The organism is Brevibacillus sp. SYP-B805, from assembly GCF_011059135.1.
Lineage (GTDB): Bacteria > Bacillota > Bacilli > Brevibacillales > Brevibacillaceae > Brevibacillus_F.
The window spans coordinates 161836-186596 of sequence record NZ_JAALGD010000004.1 but is presented as its reverse complement, the minus strand read 5'-3'; the positions used below and the strand labels follow the sequence as shown (position 1 = coordinate 186596).

The window sequence follows — 24761 nt, the reverse complement described above, 5'->3', positions numbered from 1 at the left end:
CGCCGCCATGACAAATGGGCGTACGGCATCAACAGAGGAGGACGGAACGATGAGCTTTCACCGACAAACCATCAGCGTGGACGAGGCGCTGAACAGGCTGCTCGCGGTGGTCACGCCCCTGCCGGAGGAATGGGTTGGCATTGGCGAGGCATACGGACGGACGCTCGCGCGGGAGCTGACCGCCACCTGCGATATGCCGCCGTTTGACCGCTCGGCGCTGGACGGGTTTGCCGTGAGAGCGGCGGATACGGCAGGAGCGACGGTGGAGAATCCGGTGCGCCTGGCGGTGACGGAGACGATCGCCGCCGGCCAGGTCCCCGGGCTGGAAGTAAAGCCGGGAACGGCCTGCCGGATCATGACGGGAGCGATGATGCCGCCGGGAGCGGATGCGGTGATCATGCTGGAGCAGACGGAGAAACCGGGAGAGGTGTCCGATACGGTCGGCGTGAAACGGGCGCTGAAACCGGGGGAAAACATCTCCCGCCGGGGGGAAGAGATGAAAAGCGGGGAGCGGATCGTCCGCGCCGGTGAGAGAATCAACGCGGGAACGCTGGCGCTGCTCGCCACATTCGGCTACGCCGCCGTCCCGGTTGTGCGCAGGCCGCGCGTCGGCCTCCTGGCGACCGGCAGCGAACTGCTCGATGTCGATCAGCCGCTCGTCCCCGGCAAAATCCGCAACAGCAATTCGGTGATGCTGTCGGCCTTGATTGGCGAGGCCGGCGGCATCCCCGTTTTGTTTCCGCGCCTCCCTGACGATCCGGCGCAAGCCAAGCGGGCGCTGGCCGCATGCACGGAGCAGGTGGATCTCCTCGTCACCAGCGGAGGGGTCTCGGTCGGCGACTTTGACGTGATCGCCGCGCTGACGGACGAGCCGGATGTGGAGCTGCTGTTCAACCGCGTGGCGATGCGGCCGGGCAGCCCGACCACCGCCGCCAGGTACGGCAGCAAGCTGCTTTGCGCCTTGTCGGGAAATCCGGCAGCCTGCTTTATCGGCTTCGAACTGTTCGTCCGGCCGGTACTGCGGCGGATGACAGGGCAGCAGCAGGCCGGATGGCGGAAGCTTCACGCACGGCTGGCGCAGGCGTACGACAAGCCCTGCCCCTTTCCCCGTTTTTTGCGCGGTCGTTTGGAGGAGCGGGACACGGTGTTATACGCCCATCCCGATTTCAACGACAAAGCCGGCAACCTGATCACGCTGAAGGAGAGCGAATGCTTCATCATCATTCCGGCCGGGGGCAAAGGCAGGCAGGCCGGGGAGATAGTGGAGGTGATTCCGCATGCGGCGGCAAGTTGGACGTTCCCGGGATGACGACAAGCAGAACCACCCGTTCGTGCTGCAGTTCGTCGGCTACTCCAACTCGGGCAAAACCACGCTGCTGACCGGGCTGATCGACCGCCTGGAGCGGCAGGGCATCCGCGTCGGGGTGATCAAGCACGACGGCGCGCACGACTTTGAGTGGGACCAGCCGGGGACGGACACCTGCCGGTTTCGCGAAGCGGGCGCTTCCTTCGTGGCCATCCAGTCGCGCACCAAAACGGCGATGCTCGAGCAAAGGGCCGTGCCGCTGCCGGTGCTGGTGGAACGGATGGCCGCCGCCGGCGCGGAGATCGTGCTGGTGGAAGGCTTCAAGCGGGAGGACTATCCGAAAGTGGTGGTTCTGCGGGAGGAAGCGGATCAGGAACTGCTCGGCCTGGTCACTCACCCCGTCGCCGTGGTCACCTGGCAGCCATTTTCCCACCCCGACCTGCCGGTGTTTGCCGTAGACGATTTGGATGGGGTGGAGCAGTTGATCATGGAAAGATGGAAGGGTTGACATGTACACGATGAAAATCGGAATCATGACCATCATAATTGGCCTTCTATTGGGCATCTCATCCAATCAGAATCAGGACTTCAAAGAACGATTAACAGCAGAAAATGATACGGATCAAGCAAACCATACATGCGTGAATAAAATCGACGAGTATGATCCTGCGGTATTATGGAACAACATCAGGTACAGCAAAAGCTATCATTCCGATACGAAAGGCTTGGTACGGGATGAAAAAATTGGTGAAGTTAAGTTCAAGATGAATGGGATGGTTTGCCCAGGATATATCATGAAAAATGGTGATGCAACGCAAGCGGAAATCGGCACACCGATCTATAAAGTGAAGGGGTACTCCGAAACGTTTCGAATTTTTGTTGGGGATGAATTATTTGAAGTGGATGACAATCCTTATGCAAAAGTGATTGGAGACTTGTATGACATTCAAGGAAAAGTAAGCAGGATCAGCATAGAAAGCACTGCAGACAACGCCCCTCTGATCGATTTCCCAGCAGATGCCGCCCAACAATTTATAGAGGAATACCTCCAGTTAACCTACGTCGGATTTCGAGAAATTTACAACAATAACAAGCTAAGCGGTGATAATTATTTCTTGAGAATATGGCTCCATGATCATTCCAGCTTCTTGATCACGTACTGGGCAGATGCTAACGTCCTTACACCAGGAGCGTATGCAAATGAAGCGATAAAAAAAATCATGAGGGGCCAGATTGAACGATTAAAGAATACATGACCCCAAAAAGGGGAGTTGAGGGATCAGTTCCAATTCGGACTGATCTTTTTTGTCCATTCTTTTTTTCGATTTCAATTATAATGACAAATAAGTGAAGCGGTTTCAATAGCCGCTGGCGATGCTGACCAGACTGACGAATGCCCAATCATTTCATGTGAGCCGGGAGAGTCACTCCTTCTGCTGTCAGTGTGCCCTGTATTTTGGCTTGGCAAAATAATTGCATTGGTTTTACGCAGCGGTACGTGGCACAGAAGGAAAGGGTGAGTCTATGGAAAGGCAAACGTCGATCCACCGGCCGTTTACAGCGGCATGCGTCCAGTTTAATCCGATCCTTGGGGAGAGTGACCGGAATATCGATGCGCTGCTTGAGGCCGTACAGGAAGCAGCGGAAAGCGGAGCCAGACTGATTGTTACACCGGAAATGGCGACGACCGGGTATCATTACGAGAGTAGAGAGGCCATCGCGCCTTTTGTCGATACGATTCCTGGATATACCACCAGCCGGTTTGAGGAATTGTGCCGCCGATACGCCGTGTATGTGGTTATCGGAATGCCGGAAGTTGATCCGGCAACCGGACTCTATTATAACGCTGCGGCGTTGATCGGACCGGACGGGTATATCGGGAAATACCGAAAAGTTCATTTGTGGGAGACGGAAGCGCACTGGGCCGCCTGGGGAGATTTGGGGGTTCCCGTGTTTGACACGGAGATCGGCAACATCGCCATCAACATCTGCATGGACTCGATCTTTTTTGAGTCGGCCCGTCTGGCGGCTGTGCAAGGTGCTGACATCCTTGTCTTTCCGACGAATTCAACGGCGCAATCCGTCTCGATGCTGCAAGCAAGGGCGGAAACAAACGGCCTTTATATTGTCAGCGCCAATCGGACAAATACCGAGCTGGGTTACCACATGATCGGGGCGAGCGCGGTCTGGTCACCCCATGGGGAAAAGCTGGCCGAATCCGCCTTCCTGCCGACATCGGAAGAGGACATGCACGAAACGACGATTCTCTATGCCCGGATCGATCCCGATCTCTACCGGAATGACGCCAAGGCGCGCCTCTCCGAAAGACGGCCGGAACTATACAAAGAGTTGATGCTGTATAAAGCACCGTGGGACTTTTCCAAGAGTCGCGAATCGAAAAATCTGACCGTCGCGGTTCTCCAGTACGAGCCGGTTATCGGCGACAAGCAGGCCAATCTCGCCAAAATTCAGCATCTGATCCGCTTAGCGTCGCAACAGGCGAAGGCGCAATCGGCGAAGCTTGACCTGCTTGTGTTGCCGGAACTATCGACGACCGGCCCGCTTGACGGCCTGTCCGTGGAAAAATGCTTCGAATTATCTGAAACATCCAGTGGAACTTCGGTCTCATTCATGGGACAATTAGCGGTAACGTATCAGGTTTCCATCGTGTTTGGCTTCGTCGAACGGGAAGAGGCACGTCTTTATAATACGGCCGTGCTGATCAACCCCGATGGAGAAGTGGAGGGAACATACAGGCAAACGCATCTGCGGCCCGACGATAAACGGTGGGCTGCTGCAGGCGATCGGATCAGTGTCTTCCCTTCCAAAACGCTTGGCCGAATCGGCCTGATGATCGGATACGATGCGCTGTTCCCGGAGGTGGCTGGCGTTCTGGCGGTGGGCAGAGCCGATGTGATCGCCATCCCGTCCAGCTGGAGCGGTCCATGTTTCAACGAGATGGCGATCAACCCGCATATCGCAGCGAATTCTTTTCCAGAAGGCGCGATCGCGCATTGGGCGACAACCGCCATCGGCGCACAAGCCTACACGATTGTGGCCAACTTCACGGGAACGAACCGTCATTTCGGGGGAAGAAGCGGAGTATATACATTGGACCCTCTGTATGGGTTGGATCAACCGGTGGTGGCGGCAGCGGAGCGGGAAGAGATTTTGCTGGCCCAGATTACCACCCTTCAGCATGATTGGTGGTTTAATCAGGAAAAATTAATCGCGTCGAGAAGAACCGAAGCGTACAAACGGCTTGTAACCCGTCCTGTCAATGAAATGGACTGTCCTTATCGAAAATAGGTGGTTGGACTATGCTGCATGTTTGGCAATCAAAAATCACCAAAAGATACCTGCTGCTCACATTGGTTGTCATTTTGTTTACCCTCACGCTGCTCTATGTTCTCACCGTGAGGGTCATGAATGCATCCGTGCAGGAACAGATCGAACACAGAGATGACCTGATCGCCCGCACACTGAGCAAGCGAATCGGGTTCCTGCTGGAAAAAATGGTGGACGACATGCGGGTCGCCTCCAACTATCTCACCAAAACTTCCAAGGAGGACAAGGCATTCTACTTGTCCGAAATGCAGCGGTTGGTCTCCCGAGACCCCCTGTACTTGTTTATCCAGGCGTTCGATCAAGAGGGCAGATTGCTGGAGCGGATTCCGAACGTCCCTTTCTCCTCTCCTAATGACATTGGGCCGATCTATACCCGGCTGAGCTGGAGCAAAACGTATTACATTTCCAACATGATCATCCTGCCTGATGGAAGAAAAACCATTGCCGTGGCATATCCCTCCCTTGACGGGGATGGCAGGTTTCTTGGCGGGACGATCGCCTACCTCAACCTGAACACCCTCTCCGATTATTTGAATGAACTGCGGATTGGACAAGAAGGGATCAATGCGGTCATTGATCGGGATGGTTGGGTACTTGCACATAGCGGCTATGAGGAGAGCACCGCCAGCACGATCGCCACGCATCCGGTCGGTGAGTTTCTGCGCAAGGAGCGGTACGGATTGTGGGAAGGGGAGTTGTTTGGGCAGCAGATGATCGTCGCTTATCGTCCGCTCTCGAAGGGAGGGCTCGGGCTGATCGTAGGGGAAACGCAGCATCAATCGATGGAACCCTCCTACCATGTGATGAGCGTGCTGTTGCAAGGTTTTCTGGTGGTCCTGCTGATTGCGGTCGGGCTTGGTCTGTTTGGCACGACCAGGATTGTCAAACCGATTCTGGATTTAACCACGCAAGTCAAAGAGTATAAAGAGAATAAACGGAAAAGGTTCCGCCCGATTCGCACGAACGACGAACTGCAGGAATTGTCATTGGTATTGGGGCAAATGGCGAAAGAACTTACCGATAAGGAAAGAAGATTGTTCTACATTCTTGAATCGATTCCCTACGGCATTATCACGACGGATAAAAACGGAAGAATCACCACGTTTAACAAGGGTGCGGAAGAGCTGACCCTGTTTACGCGAGAGGAAGCCATCGGCAAATACATCATCGACCTTCCCTTGAAAGAAAACAAGGAAGAGTATGTCGCGTGGAAGACGCTGCAGGAAGGGAAAGCATTTGATGAGATTGAGAGTTACATTCTCGACAAAGAAGGAAACAGGCACGAAGTAAGAATGTACTCTTCCCTGTTTCCGGGAGAAGAAAACGAGATTATCGGGGCGATTACGATCATCCGCGACGTCAGCGAGATGAAAAAACTGGAGGAGTATGCCAAGCAAAGCGAACGGTTGGCATCGCTGGGCCAACTCACGGCGGGCATTGCCCATGAAATCAAAAACCCGCTGAGCATTATCCTGGCTGCCGCGGAGGCCATCAAGCTGGAATGCACGGATCACCAATCGACAGGCATGTCGGTGGCGGAATTGACGGATGACATCCTGGACTCTGCCGAACGGATGAACAATCTGCTGGCCGATTTCCTCAAGCTGTCAAAGGATGAAACGGACAGCAACAAAGCGCCGGTCGATTTGGTAGAGCTGCTGAATGAACTGCTTCATCTGCTGCGGAAAAAGTGCAGCGATCAGGGCATACTCGTGCTTCGCCGATATGAAGCGGACAGCTGCATGGTTTACGGCGACAAGAATCGCCTGACGCAGGTTTTTCTGAACATTCTATTAAACAGCATACAGGCCATGGAGTCCGGCGGCAATCTTACGGTCAGGATCAGGGACATCGGCCAGAATTGGGAAGTGACGATCGAAGACAGCGGCAAAGGGATACCGGCTGCAAAACTGCCATGGATATTCAACCCGTTCTTTTCCACAAAACGGGAGGGCACCGGCTTGGGTTTGTCGATCGCGCATGAAATCGTTCTCCAGCACAATGGGAAAATATACGCCACCAGTGAAGAAGGGAAAGGAACCTGTCTCTATGTGCTAATCCCGAAAGCGGAGGTAGGAATGTAAATGACGAGCATCTTGTTTATCGATGACGAAGGGAAACTGTTGAGGATTTTACAGTCCGCCTTTGAAAAGAAGGGTTATCGCGTCTATACCGCAACCAACGGGAATGAAGCGAGAAAGCGCATCAGCGAACACCCGATTGATATCATCTTTCTGGATTTCATGCTCCCGGATACGACCGGATTGGAATTGTTGCAGGAATTTCTCCCGCTCTATCCGCAAAAAGCGTTTATTCTCATGACCGCCTACGGCAATGTGGAAAGCGCCGTAACCGCCATGAAAGCGGGAGCGTTTGATTATATTGTCAAGCCGGCAAAATTGGACGTGATCGAAATTGCCATCCAAAAAGCATGTGAATGGCTGGAGATGAAACAGGAAAACCAACTGCTGAAGGAAAGATTGAAAAATGCCGAATCATCCCAGGATATGATCGGCTTCAGCCCCGCCATGAAACGGATTTTGCAATTGGTGGAACGTGTGGCCAACACGGACGCAACCGTATTGTTGCAGGGGGAAAGCGGAACCGGGAAGAGTTTGTTGGCGCGAAAAATCCACAATCTCAGCGGAAGAAGCAGGGAGCCTTTTGTTTCCGTCAACTGTGCCGCCATTCCCGAACAACTCCTGGAAAGCGAACTGTTCGGGTATGAAAAGGGAGCATTTACCGGGGCGAATACCAGCCGCCAGGGCAAGTTTGAAGCGGCGAACGGCGGGACGATTTTTCTGGATGAAATCGGAGAGATAACGCCTTCCCTGCAGGCCAAACTGCTTCAGGTGACACAGGAAAAAACATTTATGCGGCTGGGCAGCAATGTGTCGAAGCAGGTGGACGTGCGGATAATTTCCGCGACGAATCGTGACTTGAAGAAGATGGTGGAGCAGGGGACGTTTCGGGAAGATTTGTACTACCGGTTAAACATTGTGGATATCTTTATTCCGCCGCTGCGCGAGAGGCGGGATGACATCCCGTTTTTTGTGGAACATTTTTTGGAGAAACACAGGCAGAGATACGGCAAGCACTTCGAACTCTCCCCCGAGCTGATGAAAGTGCTCATGGAATACGATTGGCCGGGAAATGTGCGGGAACTGGAAAACGCGTTGGAAAGGGCCGTTGTGCTGTGTACCGGTGAAAAACTCTCGATCGAAGATTTTCCGAGGGAAATTAAAGAGGTCAGGCATGAACCGGATGATCTGCGTGACATTCCCTGCATCCCTGGCAAATCGCTGCCGGATCAATTGGATGAGATCGAAAAAAGGTTGATCCAGCAGGCCCTGAAGGAAGCGCATGGTCAGGCGGCTTCCGCAGCCCGGAAACTGGGCATTTCCCGTCAAAGCCTTCTCTACAAGATGAACAAGTATTTCATTCAATGACAGGAGCTGATGAGGCTCCTTTTTCCGTTGTAAAAATTTCTTTACAAATTGTCAAAAGATTTTTTTACAAACGGATAGGCGACAGGCAAAGAGACAAGCCCAATTCGGTTGGCACGATCATTGCAATTTGCAAACAGGTACACAGGGGACAACGGGCAAAGGGGGGATCAGTTTGGAAGTAATCCTGTTTTTGCAAGACAATTGGCGCGAAATGCTGCAGCTGACATGGGAGCATCTCCAGCTTGTGGGATTGGCTGTCGGCGTTGCCATCCTGACAGGGGTACCATTCGGGATCTATATCGCGCAAAGGGAGAGTTTGGCCAACCTCGTCATGGCAGTGGCGGGCATTATCATGACGATACCAAGCATTGCGCTCTTTGGCATCATGATTCCGATCCTGTCTCTCATCGGGCAGGGCATCGGGTTTCTGCCTGCTTTTCTCGCGCTGGTACTCTACTCCCAGCTGCCGATTATCCGCAATACGTATATCGCCATCAAAAACGTGAACCCGGAGATGCGGGATGCAGCAATCGGAATGGGCATGACCGCATGGGAACGTCTGACGAAAGTGGAAATTCCGTTGGCTCTGCCGGTGATCATGGCAGGGGTGAGAACGGCGGTTGTGTTAACCATCGGGATCGGCGCGATTGCGGCTTATATCGGGGCCGGCGGGCTGGGGGAATACATCGCCAGGGGCATCTCCACCAGCTACACAACGATGGTGCAAGCGGGGGCGCTGGCCGTTTCCATCCTGGCGCTGGCCATCGATTTTCTACTGGGACGGATTCAGAAAAGATTGTCGTCGCAGACGGCAAAAACATCATGAAAGCAGGTGAGACGAGTTGATTCGATTTCAACAGGTTACCAAAATCTATGAAAGCGCAAACAAAACCGTAAAAGCCGTAAACAATATCACGTTCCAGGTAGAGGAAGGTCAGATCTGTGTCTTTCTGGGGCCGTCCGGATGCGGCAAAACGACCCTGCTGCGGATGGTAAACCGGTTGATTCCGATTACCAGCGGAACCATCGAAGTGAATGGAAAAGAGATTCATTCCCTCGATCCGATCGCGCTGCGGCGCTCAATCGGCTACGTGATCCAGCAAACGGGATTGTTTCCCAATATGACCATCGAGGAAAACATCTGCGTTGTCCCCAATTTGCTGGGTTGGGACCGGGTGAAAATGAAAAAGCGGTACAACGAATTAATGGAGATGATGGGGCTGAACCCCGATGAATACCGGAAACGTTATCCCTGGGAACTTTCCGGCGGACAGCAGCAGCGGATTGGCGTCGCCAGAGCGTTGGCAGCCGATCCTCCCGTGATGCTGATGGATGAGCCGTTTGGCGCGCTGGATCCGATCATTCGCGAGCGCATCCAGAATGAATTTTTGCGGATTCAGAAAGATGTGAAGAAAACGATCCTGTTTGTCAGTCACGATCTTGATGAAGCGATCAAACTGGGGGACACCATTGCCCTTTTCCGCTCAGGCGAACTGATGCAGCACGGGACCCCGGACGAGATCCTGTCCCAACCGAAAAACGAGTTTGTCGCGGAATTCGTGGGAAGCGAACGGGCTTTAAAACGTTTGAGCCTGTTCACGATGAGAGATCTGGTAAGCAGGCTGAACCCGGCAGATCGGAAAAGCGCCGGCAAACGCGATCTGCGTCATACGGTACACATGGATACCAATTTGCGCACAGCGCTCTCCGTTCTCCTTTCCTCACCGACAGGGGAAGCGGCGGTTGTCGATGATAACGGGCAGATATCCGGAGTGGTCAGTATCGCTGATTTTGAACGGCTGACAGGAATCCACCCCTCTGAACGGACATCGGCGGTTCAATAAGGAGGTGGCGGTGATGAGGGGCAAAATCGCAGAGAGATTGATCCGCGCCTGTCTGTTCCTGGTGGTTATCGCCTTTCTGGGGTGGGCATTTGCTACCGGTGCCTTTCAGTTTATGCTGGACAACCTGGATGATTTGCTGCATCTGCTGCAGCAGCATTTGAAGCTGGTCGGGCTTTCCTCCCTGCTTGCGGTCGTGGCCGCTGTACCGATCGGCATACTGGTGACGCGTCCCCGGTTTAAAAAATTCGATTGGCTTGCGGTCAACGCGGCCAACATCGGACAAACGGTGCCAAGTCTGGCGATTCTCGCGCTTGTCATGACCTATTTGGGAATCGGCTACGTTACCGCAGTCTTTGCGCTGTGGCTGTATTCCCTCTTGCCCATCCTGCGCAATACGATCGCCGGAATCGAGAGCATCAATCCCTCCATCATTGACGCCGGTCAAGGAATGGGGATGACGCCGTCACAAATCCTTTGGAAACTGGAGATTCCCAATGCGCTGTTCGCGATCCTGGCGGGCATCCGCACATCGATTGTGATCAATGTAGGAACAGCCGCTTTGGCATTTTTGATTGGAGGAGGTGGTTTGGGCGACTTGATCTTTACCGGGATCTCTTTGAACGATACAGGGATTATGTTGTCGGGGGCTCTGCCGGTCACCTTGCTGGCCATCCTGCTTGATGTTGTCTTGGGAAAAATGGAAAAATGGATCATTCCGAAAGGTTTGCAGCGACATCTCGAAACATAGTAGTCAAATCCAACAAGGGGGTATTCACAATGACAAGGAAGTTTGCGCCAAAAGCGATGATTTCGATTCTGCTCGCGCTCATGATGCTGGTGCTTGCTGCTTGCGGTCAGGAACAGGCGGGGTCCGACCAGCAAAATCAGTCCTCTGCAGGGAAAGGGACCGTTACGGTAGGCGGGAAAGACTTCACGGAGCAGCAGCTGCTGGCGAAGATCACCGCGATCTATTTGAAGGAAAAAGGGTACGACGTGAATGAAGCGAGCAATATGGGAAGCAGCGTCGTCCGCTCCGCTCTGGAAAACGGTCAGATCGATCTCTACTGGGAGTACACCGGCACCGCGCTCGTCGTCTATCAGAAACAGGCGGTGGAGACCGATCCGGAGAAAGCATTCGAAAAGGTGAAAGAAAAGGATAAGGAAAACAAGCTGGTATGGCTGAACAAAACCAAATTCAACAACACGTATGCGATCCTGATGCGTCAGGACAAAGCGGATGAGCTGGGAATCAAGAGCATTTCCGATCTTGCCAAATACGTCAATGCCAATCCGAAAGCGTTGAAATTCGCTTCCAACGCGGAATTTTACGCGCGCGAAGACGGTATCAAAGGGCTTGAGAAAAAGTATGGATTTAAGTTCCCGGCGGAAAACGTCGTGAAGATGGACTCGGGGCTGCTCTATAACGCCTTGAAGGAAAAGCAGGTGGACGTATCGGTAGGGTTTGCCACGGACGGCCGCATCAAAGGCTTCAATCTGGTTGCGCTGGACGACGACCAATTCTTCTTCCCGGCTTACAACTGCGCACCGGTGGCAAGACAAGAGGTTCTGGACAAGAATCCGCAGTTGGCCGATCTCCTGAACGATATTGCCGATAAGCTGGATACGGAAACGATGATGAAGCTGAACTACACGGTTGACGTTGAACACAAGGACGTCGCCGAAGTGGCGAGAGAGTGGCTCGTTTCCCAGCAGTTGATCCAGCAATAATCCGTATACCGGGAAGTGATGCAGGGTGCAAATACGGTCAGACGGAAATGATGGCATGATCCGCTACATCCTGGGCGAGTCGATCGAACGGTGCGACGAGTCGATTGTCCGGTCGCTCAAGGAAGCGCTTGCCGATGTGATCGCGTGTACGATAGCCGGATGCCAGACCGAGGTGGCCCGGATTGTCAAAACGTTCGCCGTGCAGCAGTGGGCGAGAGGAAAAAGCTCCCTTTTTCTGTCGACCCATGCCCTGCAGGCGGCTGGAGCAACATTCGTGAACGCGACCATGGCCAACGCGCTTGATCTTGATGACGGACATCGGTTGGTGAAGGGTCACCCCGGCGCGGTCGTGTTTCCCGCTGTACTGGCAGCGGCTGAGGAACGCGAAACAACGGGAAAAGCGTTCCTCACCGCCCTTCTCATCGCTTATGAAGTGGCGATTCGGGCGGGGATGCTGGCCCATCAACTGCGCCCGGAATACCACTGCACCGGCTCGTGGGGGGCGATCGGAGCCGCTGCGGGTGTTGGCAGAATCCTTGGATTATCAGTCGAACAACTCCGGCATGCGCTGGGAATTGCCGAGTATCATGCCACCTATTCCCCCATGATGAGATGCATTGACCACCCTTCCATGTTGAAAGACGGCATCGCTTGGGGAAGCATGACCGGCATAAGCTCCGCGTACCTTGCGCAGCAGGGCTTTACGGGCATTCCATCGCTCTTTGGCACCAAAGAGGCTGCCGAACTGGTGGAGGAGATGGGAATGCTCTATCGCATCCAGCAGTTGTACTTCAAGCCGCATGCATGCTGTCGCTGGGCGCAGCCCGCCGTGGAAGGAGCCAAGTATCTTGCCGAACGTCATCGGCTCTCACATCGGGAGATTGGGAAAATCGTCATCCGCACCTTCCGGGAGTCCGCCCGCTTGTCCAAAAAAGCGCCGGCCAATACCGAAGAGGCCCAGTACAATTTGTACTTTCCGGTTGCGGCTTACCTCGTCTTCGGGGAGGTTGGGCCCCGACAAGTGCTGCGCGAGCTGGCCAACGAAGAAATTCTCAGCCTGATGAGCCGCATGGAAACACAGATTGATTGCCAACTGGATGCAGCCTTCCCTGAGAAAGCGCTCAGCCAGGTGGAACTCTGCACGTATGATGGCCGTCGCTATCTCTCGCCGGTCATGCAGGCAAAAGGAGATTATGACTTTCCGCTAACCGGTGAGGAGAAGAAGGCGAAGTTTTTCCGGCTGACGGAACCTTTCCTGGGGAGAGCCGGGAGTGAGGAACTGTTCGAACGAATCCAACAGGTTGACCAGCTGGCCAACATCCGGCAGCTCACGGCAGCGATTGCAAGAAATCTCTCTGATTGAACAAACAGCAGAGAAAGATAAAGAGGGATCACCATGGTCTATGTTGCGATGGGCCTCATTCAAATTCTCTACGTGGCACTCAACTCGTTTCGCCTCGTGTTGATGATTAAAGGGAAAAAACTCCTGGCTTCCTGCATCAGTACCGTCGAGATTTTTGTCTATATCACCGGACTGGCGCTCGTGCTGCATCATTTGGAAACGCCGCTGGGAGTTGTCGTCTACAGCGCCTCATACGGGATCGGCATATTAATCGGGGTCTACATTGAACAAAAGATTGCCTTGGGATACATCACCCTGCAGGTGATCACGGAAAACGAGTTCGAAATGGCTTCCTCCCTGAGGGAAAAAGGGTATGGTGTCACGACTTGGATGGGGAACGGCGCAGCCGGACACAGAATGGTGCATCTCATACTCGCCAAGCGGAAGGAATACCATCACCTGCAGTCCATTATTCAAGAAATTGACCCCAAAGCGTTTATCATTTCGTACGAACCCATGCGGTTTGTGGGAGGGTTTTGGACGAAGAAGCTGGGAGCGGGATAACAGGTTGGTACAGAACTTGCAGATCAACTTGATTAACCGAAATCACTTAACCATTCATTAGGGGGACATTCAAGATGCAAATGCGCGCCATCCATTTTTACAGCGAAGGATTCAAACTGGACGGGACCATCTACCTGCCGGACGACTACAAACCGGGCGAGAAACGACCAGCCATCATCCCCAATTCGGGATACCAGGGATTTAATGAGTTTTACCCACGGTTATTCGCGAAAAATCTGACAGCAGCCGGATATGTCTGCCTGGGTTTTGACTATCGGGGTTTTGCCGAAAGCGAAGGAGAAAGAGGCAGAGTGATTCTGGATGAACAGGTGGAAGACATCAAAAATGCGATAACCTACCTGCAGATTCAGGAAGAGGTCGATCCCGACCGCATCGGCTTGATCGGATGGGGGATGGGGGCGTCCAACGTCGTTCGCGTCGCCGCCGCTGACAAGCGGGTAAAAGCTGTGGCCGCCCTGAATGGTTTCTTCAACGGCGAAAGATGGCTCCGCTCCATTCACTCTTATGTGGATTGGCACAATATTTTGAAGATGATCGAAGAGGACCGGATTCGCCGCGTGACAACCGGGAAATCCCAGCTCGCGGACCCGTTTATCCACTATCCGCTCGATCCGGCGACAGACGACTACGTGCAAAAAGAACTTGCCGTACTGGCTCCATTTGGCAAACAAACGCAGCTGCAATTTACCGAATCGATTGCGACGATGAACGCCGAAAAAGTGGTGGCCGACATCTCTCCTCGCCCGCTGTTTGTCGCCCACGGCAAAGACAATCTGCTCCATCCGCTGGACGAGTCGCTTTCCCTGTACGAAGCGGCGAAGGAGCCGAAGCAGTTTTACCTGATCGACGGCAAACACAATGACTTCATGTATCATGATCACCCGGTATTTCGGGATCTGGTGGCACAATTAACAGCATTCTTCCAGAAACATCTGGGATAAATAACAGGTAAGCAGCGGAAAAGGCTGCTTCAGTTTGCAGACAAAGTAGGTCATGTCATGGATGATGGTTCCTGCTCGCTCTCTTGACGACCAGCAAAGAAGTTGGCTTTTGTCCGCTCCGAAACGCGACGCGGGCGGGGGCTCAACATCTGGGTGTTTCAGCGATGTGAGACTCACGCCCCCTTTGCTCCCGCGTCTTCGTTTCTTCGCTGAGCCGGTCGTCAAAGGAGCTCGCTCGGCCCCATCACGCCATGACTCTAACTGTTGTTTGTCATCAGTCTGAAGCAGCGGAAAACGCTGCTTATTTTTAAATTTGGTGTAAAAAAATTTTGCCTTGTTGTAAAAAAACTTTACCTGGATCGCATGCCGAGCCGTATGGAAGAGGAATGATACATGGATGAAAACCAGGCACTTTGGGTTGCGCAAGAAAATCGGAATCGTGTCGCTGATCATTTTTGCAGGCTTTGCGAGCGTTATTTCTCTGGTCATGTTCATGGTGCATCGCGTCTCCCTGATCGACGGTCAGATGGCCAGGCATAACGAGCTGATTCTGCAGGCCCAGGATGTGCAGAAACGAATGCTGGAAGCCCGAATAGACGAAGGCCATCTGTTGTGGGAAAAAAAGCCTGCATACAAAAAAGAGGCGGAACAGAAAATCGTCATGATTTCGCTCACATTGGACAAGTTGCGCCAATCGACCCAAGATGAAACCATTCTTGCCCATATCAAAAACATTAAAGAATTGTCCTTCGAATACACCTTAACATTAAACGAGGTCGCCGAGCAGTTGGAACAGCATCAAACCGTCACGTCCGAACAGGGCAATGCTGTCGAGGAATTCAGCCGGATATCGGCCAGCATCGAACAAGAAATCGCAGGAATTGTGACTGCCGTTGAGCAGTTGATGCAAAAGGGAACAAAGGAAAAAGAGAACATGCTTCACGAAATCAGTGTTGTGATTGGTTCCATTTCCGTCATTATCAGCGGACTCTCCATCGGGACCATGGTCGTGATCTTCAGGCGGTCGATCCTGACCCCTGTTCACAGGCTGCTTACGGTTGTCAACGCCATGGCGGTAGGCGACTTTACGCATCGTGTCACAAGAAAAAAGAAAAGGTTCCGGGATGAAATCGATGAGATGCTGGACACATTCGAACAGATGCAGCTCCATCTGGCGGAAATGTTACGAAACATTCACGCTTTTGCCAAGGAAGTGGCCGATTCTGCCGAACATTTGCTCATCAACGCCGGACAGGTAAGCCACTCCGCGGAAGAGATCGCAGCGTCCGGTTTGGACATCGCTTCGTCGATGGGGCAGCAAGCACGGATGATCGATCACAACGTGGCCAAAATCGAGGAGCTGTCCAAACGGATGGATGATATCGAAAGCGGCACGTCTGCCGTTTCCCGGGCTTCCCGACATGCGGTGCAAGCCGTCCATGAGGGAGAAGCCCAAATCCGGGACTTGACCGATCAGATGAAAAAGATTGAACAAACGATATTGGAAACGGTTCAAACGGTGGAATTGTTTCATCGTTCTTCCCAGGAGATTGAAGGAATCGTGCAGATCATGAGCGAGATGAGCGATCAGACACAGCTGCTCTCCCTGAATGCGGCGATTGAATCCGCAAGAGTCGGGGAGCAGGGGAAAGGCTTTGCCGTTGTTGCCGAGGAAATCCGCAAGCTGGCCGCAGGATCCAAGCAGTCCGCAGCAAAAATCAGTGACTTGATCGCGCACATCCGGCAAAATTCCATGCGGCTCTCCCAGCAGATGCATGTCAGCAAAGACGAAGTAATAAACGGCGTCGAGCGGGCCGAACAGACCGGAACCAATTTCCGGCAAATTATGGAAAGTTTCCATGATGTGTTTCAACAGATTCAGGCGATGGAAGACGCTGTGAAAAACAGCTTTGTGTTCAGCCAGGAGGTGTACCGCTCTTCCGAACAGATGTGGAAGGAACTGCAGGGAATCAACAAAGGCTTGGAGAGCATCTCCGCCGGCTCCGAGGAACAAACCGCTTCGACACAAGAGATAACCGCCTCGTTGGAAAAACTGACCGCCCAAGCGAAAGACTTGTACGCGTCGGTGCAGCGTTTCAGGCTGCAGTAATGGTTGCCTTTTCCGGTTGAAGGACAGGGGGGTGGAGCTTGTTCCTGGTTGGCACGGTTCGTGCTTATCAAAATTGTATCGTTATCAGATTGAGAGGGGAAAACCATGCGTCAATTCCATCCATTGCTGAAGGGAGCCATCGAACTTCACTGCCACAGCTATCCCAGTCTGTTCCCGCGCATACAAACCGATTGGGAACTGATTGAAGACGTGAAGGCGGCCGGTATGGCCGGGGTTGTCATCAAGGCGCATGAAGCGCAGACTGTCGATCGCGCCGCTCTGATCCGCATGAAGGAGCCCGATTTGCACGTCTACGGCGGACTTGTCTGCAACCACTTCACAGGCGGTCTGTCTCCAACAGCCGTCGATGCAGCCATTCGTCTGGGGGCAAAGATCATCTGGATGCCGACGTTCTCTTCGAAGGAGCACCAATGCCATTTTGGCAAAAAGAAAACGCGCTTTTTCAACAGCGAACGCCCGCTGAATCATCCGGAGCACGGTTTGGAAATCTGGGACGAAGATCGCAACATCCTGCCCAACGTGCATGAAATCCTGGCCCTTATCGGGGAAGCGAACATTATCCTGGCGACAGGCCACCTGCATGCCGATGAAGTAGTTGCCCTGGTGGAGGCGGCAAAGCAGCATAAAATCGAAAAAATCCTCATCCAGCACGCCGATTTGGGCATTGCCCCGATTCCGCTTGAACTGCAGCAAGCGCTTGCCGGAAAAGGCGCCATCATCGAAAAATGTTATCTGGCCTGCTCCCCCGATTTCCAGGATCTCACTGTGGAAGAGATGGCGACAAGCATTAAACGGCTTGGGGCGGACGCCTGCGTCCTGGTAACCGATTACGGGCAGGTTCACAACATTCCTCCCGTTGAAGCGCTGAGCGAGTTTGTTACGAAGATGCTGGCATGCGGCATTTCTGAATCCGAAATCGAAACCATGGTGGCAAGGAATCCGAAAGCGCTCCTGGGCATATAACGTCAGAACGAAGGAGGGGGACTGCATGCAACCACATGTCCTGGATGAAATACGGAAGATCATCCCGGAAGAGCGCATCCTGCTCGACTTGTCGGATCGATACTCATACAGCTACGACGCATCCTTTGGCCAGTATCTGCCTGATGTCGTGATTGAGCCCAACGATGCCCAGGAAATCAGCCGATTGGTCAAACTGGCCAATCAATACCGCATCCCGGTGTACCCGCGGGGCGCAGCCACATCCCTCAGCGGGGGGCCGCTACCGGTAGAAGGCGGCATGGTGCTGGACATGTCGCGGCTGAACAAGAAGCTGTTCATTGATCGGGAAAATTTGCTGGCGATCGTCTCCCCTGGCGTGAAAACGGCTGAGATCCACAAAAAGGCGGAGGAGGTCGGATTGTTTTATCCGCCTGATCCCAGCAGCTCCCATGTCTCCACGATCGGCGGCAACCTGATGGAGAATTCCAGCGGGCCCAAGGGGCTGAAGTACGGGACCACCAAAGAGTACGTGATTGGCCTGGAGGTCGTGACGCCAACGGGTGACATCATCCGTACGGGAGGCAAAACGGTCAAGAATGTCACCGGCTACGATCTGACCCGATTGATCGTTGGATCGGAAGGCACGCTGGGGATCATCACCGAGGCGATCCTGCGCCTGATACCGAAGCCGCAGGCGAGAAAAACCCTGTTGGCCACGTTTAACCGGTTGGAGGATTCCGGCCACGCGATTACCCGGATTTTGTCATCGGGCATTTTGCCTGCAGCGATGGAGTTGATGGACAACGCCTGCATCCGCTCGGTGGAAAATTACTCGCCCTGCGGTCTGCCCATTGATGCGGAGGCCCTGATCATCGTCGAAGTGGACGGCCATCCAAAGGCGGTTGAAGAAGAGATCGCCAAGTGCGCCGATCTCTGCCGGGAGCAGGGCGCGGTGAGCGTGCGGGTTGCCCGGAACGAAGCGGAACGCCAGGAGATCTGGAAGGCGCGAAAAATGGTGTCGCCGGCCATTACCCAGATGGGACCGACCAAAATATCCGAGGACGCGACGGTTCCGCGCAGTCAAATTCCGGCCATGATGAAGCGGCTGAAGGAGATACGGGACAAGTACCAGCTGAATCTGGTCGTTTTTGGACACGCCGGAGACGGCAACCTGCATCCCAATATCATTACCGACAAGCGGAACATTCAGGAGATGAAGCGGGTAGAGGACGCTGTCAGCGAAATTTTTGAGGCCGCCGTCTCCCTCGGCGGCACGCTTTCCGGCGAGCACGGCATCGGAACGATGAAGGCCCCCTACATGGAGATGGAGCTGGGCGAGATTGGCCTGCTGATGATGAAAAAAATCAAGCAGGCGTGGGACCCGAACAATATCCTGAATCCAGGCAAGATCTTTCCCAAACCGGGGCAGACAAAGGTGGTGCTGACCGAATGAGCCTGCCTGCTGCAACAAGGGAAACAACCGGCGCCCAAAAACTGTTTGATCTGGCGCATGACGCAACCAACCAATGCGTGCAATGCGGCTACTGTCTGCCAGCTTGTCCAACGTATGAATCGATGGGGAGAGAGGCCGCTTCCCCGCGCGGAAGAATCAACTTGGTAAAGATGGCGGCAGAAGGCAAAATCGACGTGCTGCAGGACTTGGCGAAGCCGATCGATTTGTGCCTGGGCTGCAGGGCCTGCGAGGTAGCTTGTCCCGTAGGCGTGCCATATGGGCACATCTTGGAAGCGGCGAAGGAAGTGATTGCCGATGCAGAATCCGTACAGCCCTCTGCAGGACGGGGCAGCAAACTGAAACAGATGGTTCTTTCCCATCTGTTCCCATATCCGCGGAGGCTGCGGGCACTTGGCAATCTCGTCTGGGTTTATCAGAAGCTTGGACTCGACAAACTCGTCCGGAAAACGGGATTGATCCGGCTGTTACCCCAGCCCATGGCAGCGTTTGAAAAGGTGCTTCCGCGTCTGGAGTCTCCTGCCAAACGAACCAGGCGGGGAACGGTCATTCCCGCCAAAGGCGTGAAGAAGGCGAGCGTAGCTTTTTTTGCGGGCTGTGTCATGGACGCGATGATGCACCGGACCAATCGCCTCTCGATAGAACTGCTCTCGCTGGTTGGCTGTGAAGTGATCATTCCGGCAGGGCAAAACTGCTGCGGGGCCCTGCACGCCCATCAGGGATTGGCCGACGAGGCGAGAGAATTGGCAAAGGCAAATATTGAAGCGTTTGAACAAACGGGCGCGGACTTCTACGTGAACAATGCCGGGGGCTGCGGAGCGATCCTGCGCGAATACGATCACCTGTTGGCCGGCGAAGGGGAATGGGCGGAGCGAGCCGACAGATTTGCCGCAAAATCAAGGGATATTACCGAGATTCTTGTTCAGTACGGGCCGCTTCCCTTCCAGCAGGAGTGGGAGGGTGTGATCACCTATCAGGACTCCTGCCACCTGCGCAATGTACAAGGCGTCGTGACGCCGCCGCGGCAGCTGCTGCAGTCCATTCCCGGCGCAACCTTCGTGGAACTGGAAGGCAGCGACAGCTGTTGTGCTTCCGGCGGGATCTACAATCTGCTGCATTTCGAGCACTCGATGAAAATACTTGACGCCAAAATGGAGAAGGTTAAGGACACAAACGCAGCGACCATCGTGACAACGAACCCGGGGTGTCTGCTGCAGATGAAGCTGGGGGTGGAACGGCAGGAACCCGCAGGGGAGATGAGAGCGCTTCATATCGTCGAAGTGCTGGCTGAGGCTTGTGGAATCGAATAAGCAACGTGATCAACCGGAAAAAGCCAACCGCAGGAGGAAGTTTCTTCTGCGGTTGGCTTTTTTGGTATATCGGAATGTTCAAGCCTTTTAAAGCGATAAAGCCAAGTAAGAAAGGTTGGGGCCCCCGTCGACACCAGCGTTAGCTCAAGGCGGCGGGGTTTTCTTAACCAGGAATTATCCGGAGCGAGGAGAATTTTTCTGCGAAAATGATTGAAAACAATTCTCAACTGTGTTATTTTCTATTGAGAATAATTTTCGATATCAATTCATCTCGGAGGAGTTGTGTTTCCCATGCAGACTCGCAATATGATTGCAGCAGCCGTTTTATGTTCGTCTTTCCTGTTTTCCGGTTGCAGCACGGAGTCCACAACGAATGTCCAGCCTGCTTCCGTACCTGCATCCGCGCCTGCGGCCCAACCCGACACCGGCGCGACGGCGGCGACAGCCAATGCGCCGTTAAAGGATGCCACGGAGCAGTACCGCAAATACGTCATTGAGCAGTGCGACGCTTTCGTGAAAGCGACGGAAGAGTTCGTAACTGCAGTCAAGTCGGGCGATTTGAAAAAGAGCCAAGAGTTGTACGCGCCGACCCGGATGTATTACGAACGGATCGAACCGATTGCCGAGGCCTTGGGCGATTTGGACCCGAATATCGATGCGCGCGAGGGAGATGTTGACGAAAAAGAGTGGCGCGGCTTCCACCGGATCGAGAAAGCGCTTTGGGTGGACAAAACCACGAAAGGGCAGGAAACCTACGCAGACCAGCTGCTCAACGACAGCAAGCTGCTCCGCGCCAAGGTGGAGACCATCGAGATCGACCCCGCGATGCTGCTGACCGGAGCGGTGGAACTGCTGAACGAAGTCTCCTCTTCCAAAGTGACCGGGGAAGAGGAACGCTACTCCCACACCGATCTGTACGATTTTGCGGCCAATGTGGAAGGAGCCTACAAAATCTTTGAAGTTCTCAAACCGGAGCTGGAAGCAAAGGATCCGGCGCTGGCCAAGACGATCGAAAGCCGCTTTGCGGAGATGACGAAGGCGCTGGAGCCGTACAAGAAGGGCGACGGCTACGTGCTCTACCAGGAACTGACGCAGGAGCAGACCAAGAAACTGAGCCAAGCGGTTGACGCGCTGGCTGAACCGTTGTCCAACATGGGGAAAACACTGGGGGTTTAACGAGCATGAATGAGCAGAACAACAAGCCTGCCGAAACGGAGGCCGTCACGCAGCCGAAAGAAAAAAGCGCTTCGACCATTTCGCGCCGCGATGTGCTGAAGATGGTTGGCGCGGGGAGCATCGGCCTGCTGTTCGGGATGGCCGGCATGGGAGGCGTGCTGGTAGGCGGTCGGTCGGCCACCGCTCCGGCCGGCGTCTCCCCCTCCCCGGCGCAGGAGCGGATTCCGTTCTACGGTGCGCATCAAGCCGGCATCCTAACCCCGGCGCAGAACTTTCTCTGCTTCGCTTCTTTTGATCTGACGACGCGCGATGTAGCGGAAGTGGTCAATCTGTTCCGGATCTGGACGGACGCTGCGGCGAAAATGACCGCAGGGGAGCCGGTGGGAACGGAATCCGGCAACCCGATCCTTCCGCCTGTCGATACGGGGGAAGCGGCAGGGCTGCATCCATCCCGCACAACCATTACCTTCGGGGTGGGCCCCTCGTTTTTTGACCAGCGGTTCGGCCTTTCCGCCAAACGTCCGGCGGCGCTTGTTGACTTGCCGAAGTTTGCGGGAGAGAACTTGCGGCCCGAATGGTGCGGAGGCGATATCGGCGTGCAGGTGTGCTCCGACGATCTCCAGGTGGCGTTCCATGCCGTGCGGAACCTGACGCGCCTTGCCCGGGGGGTGGCAGTTCTCAGGTGGGTGCAGGAAGGCTTCCAACGGACGAGTGCCGCCGGCTCCCCGAACGAGACTCCCCGCAATCTGATGGGATTTAAAGACGGGACGGGCAATCCGGACACAAAGGACAGCAAGCTCATGAATGAACTGGTCTGGGCGCAGTCCTCCGACGGGCCCGCATGGATGGCGGGAGGCAGTTATCTGGTTGCAAGGCGCATCCGCATGCGCATTGAGGTGTGGGACCGTTCCTCGCTGGCCGACCAGGAGGCTACCTTCGGACGATACCGGAGCAGCGGTGCGCCGCTTGGGGCCAAGAACGAGTTCGATCCGCTACCGCTGGACGCGAAAGGACCGGACGGACAGCCGGTCATTCCCATGAATGCCCATGTTCGGCTGGCCCATTCGGACGGGAAGGAAAAGATCCTCCGCCGTTCCTATTCCTACTCCAGCGGGATCGATCCCCAAACGGGACAGCTGGATGCCGGACTCTTTTTCATCTGTTACCAGCGCGACATCCGGACACAATTTATCCCGATCCAGCAGCGGCTTGCCAGAGAGGATAAGCTGAACGAATATATCAGTCACGTGGGCAGCGCCGTGTTTGCCTGTTTCCCCGGTGTCCGGGAAGGCGGCTATCTCGGGCAGGCGTTGTTCGAAGGATAAGAGGCGGAGAGGAGATTGCCAAGGATGCGTAACGACAGAGGGTACTTTCCCCCCAGATGGGGATGGCTGCTGCTTGCGGCCCTGCTGTTCCTGACGGTTGGCGGGAGAAGCTGGGCTGCGGAGAGTCAGCCTGATCAGGCGGTGAAGCAGTTGATGCCGATGGCCGGCGGTGCCCTGGTGCATGCGGGGCAGAAGGACTGGACGCAGGCCGCCAGGGATCTGGAGCAGTTCGAAGCGCATTGGAAAGCATTGAACGCCCCGGCTTCCGCGCTCGCTGACGGCGTGAACGCGGCTCTAGCCGAAGCCAAACAAGCGCTGCCCAATGCAGAAAGCAGCCCCGATCTGGCGTATCAGGCGTTTTCCAACCTGACCAAGGCCACCGACGCCTATGTGGCTGCCCAGGAATCGCCGGGAAGCAAGGCGGATGGCAAGGCGGCGGCATCATCCCTGCTGCCCGTACTGCAGCAGTGTCTGGACGCCGTTCATCAGGAGCAGTTCCCCAAGGCCCGGAGTGCGTTCAAGCGGTTCGACAGCCAGTGGTCCAAGGTCGAGGCGGCCATCCGCTCGGATAACACCGGGGTGTACGGCGATATCGAAACGAAGATGAGCCTGGCGCGGATCGCACTGCAGGCGGAGCCGCCCAAGGCCGAGGCCGCCGCGGCGGGCATCACCGACTTAATGAAAACCATCGAGGACTACGCCAAGGGCAAGGTGCATCAACCGAGCCAGGATGCCGGGCAGCATACGATAAATGACGCCCTGCTGCTGCTGCAGAAGGCGCAGGAGGCAGTCCGTGCCGGGCAGCATGCGGCTGCGGCGGAACAGATGCAGGCGTTTATCCGGCTGTGGCCGTCCGTGGAAGGAGCCGTCCAAACGCGTGCGCCGGACGTGTATACCCGCATCGAGACCCAGATGACCGAAGCGGCGGCCGACCTGCAGTCCAGTCCGCCGAAGGGCGAGGCTGCTTCCGCCGTCATCGCGGCCATGCAGGCAGAGCTGGAGCCGTTCCGCAACGCAGCCGGTTACAGTGCCTGGGATGCCGCCCTGATTTTGCTGCGCGAAGGCATGGAAGCCCTGCTGGTATTGGCGGCGCTGCTCGCTTTTCTCCATCGTTCAAACAACGCCTCCAAGCAAAAATGGGTATGGAGCGGAGCGGCGGCCGGTCTCGCCGCGAGCGGAGCGCTGGCGATTCTCTTGACCTACCTGATTGCGGGCGTGGCTGCCGGCAGCACCCGCGAACTGCTGGAAGGCATCACCGGTCTGGCTTCGGTGGTTATGATGCTGACGGTGGGGGTATGGCTTCACGGCAAATCGCAAATGGCGGCCTGGAATCAATACATTCATCAGCAGGTGGGCGTGGCGCTGGCCAGCGGCAATTTGTGGTCGCTGTTCCTGGTCGCGGGCCTGGCGATCCTGCGGGAAGGGGCGGAGACCACGATCTTTTACATCGGGATCGCTCCATCCATCGAGCCGGTGCAGCTCGTCATCGGCATCGCCGGCGCCATGGCGGTGCTGGTTCTGGTCGGTTACGCGATGGTGAAGGGAAGCGTTCGTCTGCCGGTCCGGCAATTTTTCCTGCTGGCCACCTTGCTGATTTACTACCTGGTCTTCAAGTTTCTGGGGCAAAGTGTTCACGCCCTGCAGGTGGCCGGAAGCCTGTCGGCCCATCCCGTTACCTATCTCCCGACCTGGAGCTGGCTCGGGGTATATCCGACCTGGGAATCGGCGGTACCGCAGCTGGTGGTGCTCGTCTTTATCGTGGTGCAAATGATCCGGACGGAACAGAAAGGCATGCGCGAGCAAAGGCAGAATGAGAGGCGCCTCCCTGCCCATCGGTAGGGAGGCAAAGCCTCGTACTGACGT

At 55.0% G+C, this 24761-nt stretch carries 20 protein-coding genes; all 20 read left to right on the top strand.

Features of this window, described 5'->3' with window-relative positions; all coding sequences use genetic code 11:
* Window positions 1-49 precede the first annotated feature (49 nt).
* The 20 genes from G3578_RS07240 (at window position 50) to G3578_RS07145 (ending at window position 24737) form a co-directional block, all read left to right on the top strand.
* Window positions 50-1309, top strand: coding sequence for a molybdopterin molybdotransferase MoeA (locus tag G3578_RS07240; RefSeq protein ID WP_165210721.1), 1260 nt, complete (start codon window positions 50-52; stop codon window positions 1307-1309).
* Window positions 1278-1814: a molybdopterin-guanine dinucleotide biosynthesis protein B gene (mobB, locus tag G3578_RS07235; protein WP_165210718.1), complete on the top strand. Its 537-nt coding sequence runs from the start codon at window positions 1278-1280 to the stop codon at window positions 1812-1814. Before G3578_RS07240 ends, mobB begins: the two co-directional genes overlap by 32 nt.
* 1 nt (window position 1815) lies before the next feature.
* Window positions 1816-2562, top strand: a complete 747-nt coding sequence (locus tag G3578_RS07230) for a hypothetical protein (RefSeq protein WP_165210715.1) — start codon at window positions 1816-1818, stop codon at window positions 2560-2562.
* A gap of 268 nt (window positions 2563-2830) precedes the next feature.
* Window positions 2831-4615, top strand: coding sequence for a nitrilase-related carbon-nitrogen hydrolase (locus tag G3578_RS07225; protein WP_165210712.1), 1785 nt, complete (start codon window positions 2831-2833; stop codon window positions 4613-4615).
* 11 nt (window positions 4616-4626) lie between these two features.
* Entirely contained in the window at window positions 4627-6738 is a 2112-nt protein-coding gene (locus G3578_RS07220) for a PAS domain-containing sensor histidine kinase (RefSeq protein WP_165210709.1), read from the top strand.
* Complete coding sequence (locus tag G3578_RS07215) at window positions 6739-8103, top strand: sigma-54-dependent transcriptional regulator (RefSeq protein WP_165210706.1); 1365 nt, start codon at window positions 6739-6741, stop codon at window positions 8101-8103.
* Between the two features lie 172 nt (window positions 8104-8275).
* Window positions 8276-8929 (top strand): ABC transporter permease, encoded by a 654-nt coding sequence (locus tag G3578_RS07210; RefSeq protein ID WP_165210703.1) that lies wholly within the window; start codon window positions 8276-8278, stop codon window positions 8927-8929.
* A gap of 16 nt (window positions 8930-8945) precedes the next feature.
* A complete protein-coding gene (locus G3578_RS07205; protein ID WP_165210700.1) occupies window positions 8946-9947 on the top strand; it encodes an ABC transporter ATP-binding protein in 1002 nt (333 codons plus the stop codon).
* A 13-nt stretch (window positions 9948-9960) separates the two neighbouring features.
* A complete protein-coding gene (locus G3578_RS07200; RefSeq protein ID WP_165210697.1) occupies window positions 9961-10695 on the top strand; it encodes an ABC transporter permease in 735 nt (244 codons plus the stop codon).
* 29 nt (window positions 10696-10724) lie between these two features.
* A complete protein-coding gene (locus G3578_RS07195; RefSeq protein WP_241254508.1) occupies window positions 10725-11675 on the top strand; it encodes a glycine betaine ABC transporter substrate-binding protein in 951 nt (316 codons plus the stop codon).
* Window positions 11676-11730: 55 nt separating this feature from the next.
* The gene (locus G3578_RS07190) at window positions 11731-13038 is read left to right on the top strand and encodes an MmgE/PrpD family protein (RefSeq protein ID WP_165210694.1); all 1308 of its coding nucleotides are present in this window, start codon (window positions 11731-11733) and stop codon (window positions 13036-13038) included.
* A gap of 33 nt (window positions 13039-13071) precedes the next feature.
* A complete protein-coding gene (locus tag G3578_RS07185; protein ID WP_206529545.1) occupies window positions 13072-13581 on the top strand; it encodes a DUF2179 domain-containing protein in 510 nt (169 codons plus the stop codon).
* 56 nt (window positions 13582-13637) lie between these two features.
* On the top strand, window positions 13638-14543 hold the full coding sequence (locus G3578_RS07180; protein ID WP_481752726.1) for an alpha/beta hydrolase: 906 nt from the start codon (window positions 13638-13640) through the stop codon (window positions 14541-14543).
* A 397-nt stretch (window positions 14544-14940) separates the two neighbouring features.
* On the top strand, window positions 14941-16653 hold the full coding sequence (locus G3578_RS07175) for a methyl-accepting chemotaxis protein (RefSeq protein ID WP_165210688.1): 1713 nt from the start codon (window positions 14941-14943) through the stop codon (window positions 16651-16653).
* 105 nt (window positions 16654-16758) lie between these two features.
* Window positions 16759-17637 (top strand): DUF6282 family protein, encoded by an 879-nt coding sequence (locus G3578_RS07170; protein WP_165210685.1) that lies wholly within the window; start codon window positions 16759-16761, stop codon window positions 17635-17637.
* A 25-nt stretch (window positions 17638-17662) separates the two neighbouring features.
* Window positions 17663-19069, top strand: coding sequence for an FAD-binding oxidoreductase (locus tag G3578_RS07165; protein WP_165210682.1), 1407 nt, complete (start codon window positions 17663-17665; stop codon window positions 19067-19069).
* A complete protein-coding gene (locus G3578_RS07160) occupies window positions 19066-20397 on the top strand; it encodes a (Fe-S)-binding protein (RefSeq protein WP_165210679.1) in 1332 nt (443 codons plus the stop codon). Before G3578_RS07165 ends, G3578_RS07160 begins: the two co-directional genes overlap by 4 nt.
* A 291-nt stretch (window positions 20398-20688) precedes the next feature.
* Window positions 20689-21573 carry an iron uptake system protein EfeO gene (efeO, locus tag G3578_RS07155; protein WP_165210676.1) on the top strand — a complete coding sequence of 295 codons (885 nt, stop codon included), beginning with the start codon at window positions 20689-20691 and terminating at the stop codon, window positions 21571-21573.
* 5 nt (window positions 21574-21578) lie between these two features.
* Complete coding sequence (gene efeB / locus G3578_RS07150; RefSeq protein ID WP_165210673.1) at window positions 21579-22898, top strand: iron uptake transporter deferrochelatase/peroxidase subunit; 1320 nt, start codon at window positions 21579-21581, stop codon at window positions 22896-22898.
* A gap of 24 nt (window positions 22899-22922) precedes the next feature.
* A complete protein-coding gene (locus tag G3578_RS07145) occupies window positions 22923-24737 on the top strand; it encodes an FTR1 family iron permease (protein ID WP_165210670.1) in 1815 nt (604 codons plus the stop codon).
* Window positions 24738-24761: the final 24 nt, after the last annotated feature.